The organism is Arenimonas sp. (assembly GCF_019459675.1).
Taxonomy (GTDB): domain Bacteria; phylum Pseudomonadota; class Gammaproteobacteria; order Xanthomonadales; family Xanthomonadaceae; genus Arenimonas.
This window is the reverse complement of sequence record NZ_JAIBFH010000402.1, coordinates 1-5,247: the sequence shown is the minus strand read 5'-3', so window position 1 is coordinate 5,247 and position 5,247 is coordinate 1. Positions and strand designations below refer to the sequence as shown.

Annotated in this window: 2 protein-coding genes and 2 pseudogenes; 1 reads left to right on the top strand and 3 read right to left on the bottom strand. The window is 69.2% G+C overall.

Going from position 1 to position 5,247, the window contains the following annotated elements:
• The 3 genes and pseudogenes from K0M70_RS13290 to thrA all read right to left on the bottom strand — a co-directional run.
• Window positions 1-331 (bottom strand): annotated as a pseudogene (locus K0M70_RS13290) (threonine synthase); the annotation flags it as partial.
• The gene (locus K0M70_RS13285) at window positions 328-1,257 is read right to left on the bottom strand and encodes a homoserine kinase (RefSeq protein ID WP_290782717.1); all 930 of its coding nucleotides are present in this window, start codon (window positions 1,255-1,257) and stop codon (window positions 328-330) included. The pseudogene K0M70_RS13290 and the gene K0M70_RS13285, both read right to left, overlap by 4 nt.
• 2 nt (window positions 1,258-1,259) lie before the next feature.
• Window positions 1,260-3,749 (bottom strand): annotated as a pseudogene (gene thrA, locus K0M70_RS13280) (bifunctional aspartate kinase/homoserine dehydrogenase I); the annotation flags it as partial.
• A gap of 686 nt (window positions 3,750-4,435) precedes the next feature.
• Between thrA and K0M70_RS13275 the strand changes: the two are divergent.
• A complete protein-coding gene (locus tag K0M70_RS13275) occupies window positions 4,436-5,077 on the top strand; it encodes a hypothetical protein (protein ID WP_290782715.1) in 642 nt (213 codons plus the stop codon).
• Window positions 5,078-5,247 lie beyond the last annotated feature (170 nt).

Sequence of the window (5,247 nt, the reverse complement as noted above, 5' to 3'; positions counted from 1 at the left end):
GCGCGCGGTAGTCTTTGACGGGGGGGGTGGGGCCATGCAAAACCTGGCGCAGGTGGGCGCGGGTGGCGCCTAACCCGCGCAGCGGCGGCTCCACCGCGAAGGCCTCGCTACAAATCGCGTCCAGGGCCGCGGCCAGCGGATCGTCCGCGAAGAACGGCCGCAGCAGGTGTGCCGCCACCGACGGCAGGTCCTGGAGTCCGTCGAAATCCGAAGGCGAGAACTGCGGCAGGGTTTCGGGCACATACAGGCCGCCGTCCGGCGCCAGGCCGGCGGCCAGCGCTTCACCGAGGGCAGCGGGCGCCGCGAGGCCGCGCGTGCTGGGAAAATTCATGCCAGCACCTCGGCGCGCGGCCCGGACACCGGCGACACGTGCGGATCGCTGCCCAGCCCGGCGTGGGCGAACGCGCCCACCATGGCCGCCGCGGCTTTTTCTGCCGAGGCGCGGTCTTCGAACCAGGCGAATACACTCGGCCCGGCGCCCGAGATGCTGGCGCCCATCGCGCCGTTGGCCAGCGCCGCCTGCTTCACCGCGGCAAAGCCCGGGATGAGCCCGGCGCGGCGCGGTTCCACCAGGTGGTCTTCCAGCCCGGCGCGCACCAGGGCGGCATCGCCGCGCTCGCAGCCCAGCAGCACCTGCGACAGGGCCGCGCTCTGCGTCACGAACTCACGCAGCGCGAACGGCGCCGCCAGCGCCGCGCGCGCCACCCGCGTTTCCAGCGCGAAATGGGGCCGCACCACGGCGCAGTGCCAGTGCGCCGGCACCGCGATCGGCACCAGTCGGTCGGCCGTGGCCAGCACCAGGCCGCCCACCAGCATCGGCCCGACGTTGTCGCCGTGCAGACCGCCGCTGGCCACCGCTTCGCCGATCATCGCGAACGAATACAGCGCCTCGCGCGCCAGCGGTTGATCCAGCAGCGCGTTCGCCGCCACCAGCGCGGCCACGCACGACGCGGCCGAACCGCCCAGGCCCGAACCCAGCGCGATGCCCTTGTCGAGCTCGATCTCGAAGCCGCCGGAAAGCCCCAGCGCTTCGCGCAGCGCGATCAGCGCCGCGCCTGCGGTGTTGTGTTCGGCCTGCATCGGCAGTCCCGACACGCCACCGCGGATGGCGGCAATGCGTACGGCGGGTTGCGCGATGCGGCGCACGGTGGCGATGTCGCCCGGGCCCTGCAGACTGTGGCCCAGGATGTCGAATCCCACGCCCACGTTGCCCACCGAAGCCGGCGAGAACGCGCGCGCGCTGGCGGGCGGACACACCGCCGCGCCCCCACCCCCGACGCCAGCCGCAGCAGGTCGGAGAACACGCCGGCCGCCGTTACTTCCGGGCCGGCGCCGGGGCCCTGCACGATCAGCGGGTTGTCGCGATAGCGGTGGGTGGTGAATTGCACGATGTTGTCCGTCAGTCGAAGGTGGGCGAAGGCGTGGTCGCGCGGCAGTTCCACCAGCGAAACGCTGGCCTGGCCATCGTGCCCGAGCCGCGCGACGTAGCGAAGCACCTGGCCGCGCGAATCGGCATCGGCCAGGCGCCGCGCCATGGCCTCGTCCAACTCTGCCAGCGAGGCCATGAAGTCTTCGCGAGAGGCGCCGCGCAGGCTCTCGGGCACCAGCCCTTCCACCTGCACGTCGGCCATGGATAGCGCGATGCCGGACTCGCGCGCCAGGATCACCAGCTTGCGCGCCACGTCCATGCCCGACAGGTCTTCGCGCGGGTCGGGCTCGGTGTAGCCCAGGCCGTGCGCCTCGCGCACCAGCGCCGAGAACGGCTGCGAGCCGTCGTAGCGGTTGAACAGCCACGCCAGCGTGCCCGACAGGATGCCTTCCACGGCGATCAGTTCGTCGCCGGTGTCGAGCAGGTCGCGCAGCGTCTGGATCACCGGCAGGCCGGCGCCCACCGTGGCTTCGTAGCGCAGCCGCGCGCCGCTGGCCTCGCTGGCGGCGGCAATGGCCTGGCGGCGGGCCAACGGCCCGGCCACGGCGTGCTTGTTGGGCGTGATCACGTGGATGCCGGCGGCCAGCCAACCGGCATAGCGTTCGGCGATGGCGTCGCTGGCGCTGCAGTCCACGATCACGCAGTGCGGCAGGTGGGCGCCCAGCAGGTGCGGCGCCAGCGCATCAAGGTCACCGTCGGCGGCGTGGGCCAGGTGTTCGCGCCAGGTACCCGGCGCGCCGTGCTCACCCAGCCAGAGCCGGCGGCTGTCGGCCAGCGCCCGCAGGCGAAGGTCCAGGCCGGCGCCCGCGCGCAGGCGCGGCATCGCCGCTTCCACCTGGTCCAGCAGTGCTGCGCCGACCTTACCCGGGCCGATCACGGCCAGCGCCACGGTCTGCGGCGACAGCCAGAAGCTGGCGTGCGCGGCGCGCAGGGCGCGTGTCGCATCCTCCGCCGCCACCGCCACCGAGATGTTGCGCTCCGAGGCGCCCTGGGCGATGGCGCGGATGTTCACCCGCGCCCGCGCCAGCGCCCCGAACAGTCGCGCGGCCACGCCCGGCGTGCCGGCCATGCCGTCGCCCACGGCCGCCAGCACGCTGACGCCGTCGGTCAGCTGCACGCCCTGCACCTGGCCGGCGGCCAGTTCGCGGTCGAAGGCGCGCAGCAGCGCCGCGCGCGCCGCCACGGCTTCACCGCTGCGCACCACGCAGCAGATCGAGTGCTCGGACGAACCCTGCGAAATCATCACCACCGAAATGCGCGCCGCGTGCAGCGCGGCGAACACGCGCTCGGCCGTACCGGGCACGCCGATCAGGCCGGCGCCCTCCAGGCTCACCAGCGCCAGGCCGCTGCTCAGCGTCAGGCCTTTGACCGGACCGCCCGGGCCACCGTCAAGCACAATGCGCGTGCCCGGCACCTGTGGACGGAAGGTGTTGCGGATCTGCACCGGCATGCCGCGGGAAATGGCCGGGGTGAGGGTCTGCGGATGGATCACCTTGGCACCGAAATACGCGAGTTCGCAGGCCTCGCGATAGCTCAGCGCCGGCAGCGGAACGGCTTCCGGCACCAGCCGCGGATCGGCCGACAGCACGCCGTCCACGTCGGTCCAGATGTGCAGTTCGTCGGCTTCGAACAGCGCTGCGAAAATGGCGCCCGAATAATCGCTGCCGTTGCGCCCCAGCACCGTCGGCAGGCCGTCTTCGCCGCCGGCGACGAAACCTGTCACCACCACGCGCGGCTGCGGATGGGCCCGGCGCCAGCGCTCGAGGTTGTCGCGGCTGGCGGGCCAGTCCACGGCCACGCCCAGCTCTTCATGCCGCACGCGCAGCACCTCGCGGGCATCCAGCAGCGCGCAGTCGGCGCCGCGCGAGCACAGGTGCGCCCACAGCAGCCGCGCCGACCACACTTCGCCCAGGCCCTGGATGCGTTCGAACGCCGGGCGCCCGGGCGCGCCCAGCACGGCGGTGGCCTGCAGCAGGGCGGCCAGCTGTTCGAACTGCGCGTTCAGCCAGGCCTGCAGGTCGCCCGCGTCGTCACTGAGCAGGGCGCGTGCGGTTTCGAGGTGGCGCTGGCGCAGGGCGACCAGGGCAGGGGGCCAGTCGCGCGCCGCGGTGGCGGCGTCGGCCAAGGCGATCAGGGCATCGGTGACGCCCTGCATCGCCGACACCACGGTCACCTGCCCGGGTTCGTCCGCCGCCAGCAGCAGGTCGGCCACGTGCCGGATGCGCGCGGGATCGGCCAGCGAACTGCCGCCGAACTTGTGCGCGCGGGTGCGAAGGGCAGCGGGCGACGTGGGTTTTTCTTCGAGCATCAACGCGTTCATGCAACCTCCGGAGGAGGCCGCGCAGCGTTTCAGGGGAGGGTGATGCCGGCCCGCCTCTGTCGTGGTGCGGGGCCGTGGGTGGATTTGTTATCCAGGCAAGACCGACCGCACCACCGCGAGGGTAGTGGTGGTAATGGTCGTGGTGGTGAGGTGCCGGGACATGACCCGACTGTGCCGGTCGGCCGCGCGCGCTGTCAAGCGGGCCGTGGGAGTCTGGCCGCAGAGCCTGCCAGGCGATTCAGCATGCTGCCCTGGGTCGAGAGTGGTGAGGCCTTGACCTGACCTGCCCCCAATCTTAGGGCCAGTGACTACTTCGTAGAGCGCTAATTGGCAAACTTGTCGCTCGGGGTGGCTCTTGCGAACTATTGCTCTCGAACCGTAGCCGCAAAGGCGACCGGCGTGAGATTACCCAAGGCGCTGTGTGGATGAACTGGTTCTTGGCGCAAGCGATGTGAACCAACGCCTACTTGAGAAGCTTGCAGAGTATTGAGCCGCCCCGTTTTCTGCGTATCAATTTTGGGATTATTCCAATTTATTTATCGATCGCGTCCTAACTGACTGTCGAAATGCGTTCCGCGACGTTGGTCCTTGTTGTTGGTTAAATTCATACGCAATTTCTAGGTGAAGCCAAATGCGGTGTGTCATAGTTTTATCGCCGCACATCTGCGAGCAATCAGGGGATAAGAATGAATTTTGGAAAGCTGACTGCGCTCGTCTGCGCAGCAACGTTGACCACTGCCTGCGCGACTGGCTCGAAAGAAATCAAAGCCTCGTACGTGAGTCCGATGACGTATGACGCCTACTCATGCCAGCAACTGATTCAGGAAACCCAGAGACTGCAGGGCCGAATCAGTTCCGTGGCGGGTGACGTTGATCAGAAGGCTTCAGGGGATCGGGTAAAGATGGGTGTTGGATTGGTCCTGTTCTGGCCAACGCTTTTCTTCCTCAAGGGTGACGGTCCAGAGGCTCAGGAATACGCGCGCCTGAAGGGCGAGCATCAGGCACTGGAGGACACGTACACGCGCAAGAACTGCGCCAACCTGATGGCTGACCAGAATGGCGCAAGCCGGGCGTCCGCGGGGCAAGTCGGACAGCCGATGGCGCCTGCTACCGAGGCTGCGGGCGGCTCGCTCCTGGCGACCACAGACTCTGCTGTCGGACATCAGTTCGCATCGCCCGCGCGCAAGGAGTTGATCCGGATGCAGTGCAGCGCCGACCTTGGATTGGTCAGCGACGAACGCGGCGAGGCGATTTTCGAGGGGCGTTGCAATGACGGGAAACGCCAGCTTGTCGCGTGTCGCGGAATGGCATGCAAGGCGCTGAACTGACCGACAAGGGCTCTGTGCAGTTGCCTCACTTGGGGCATGGGTGCCCGCGATAGTGTCGCGGGCACCGCCGCACGGGCGAAGGAGCGAACTGCTTGTCTTGCCTCGAAGTCGACTGGCGCAAGGGCAGCTTGGCCAGCACTCCGAAAACAAAAAAGCCGGGCGTGAGCCCG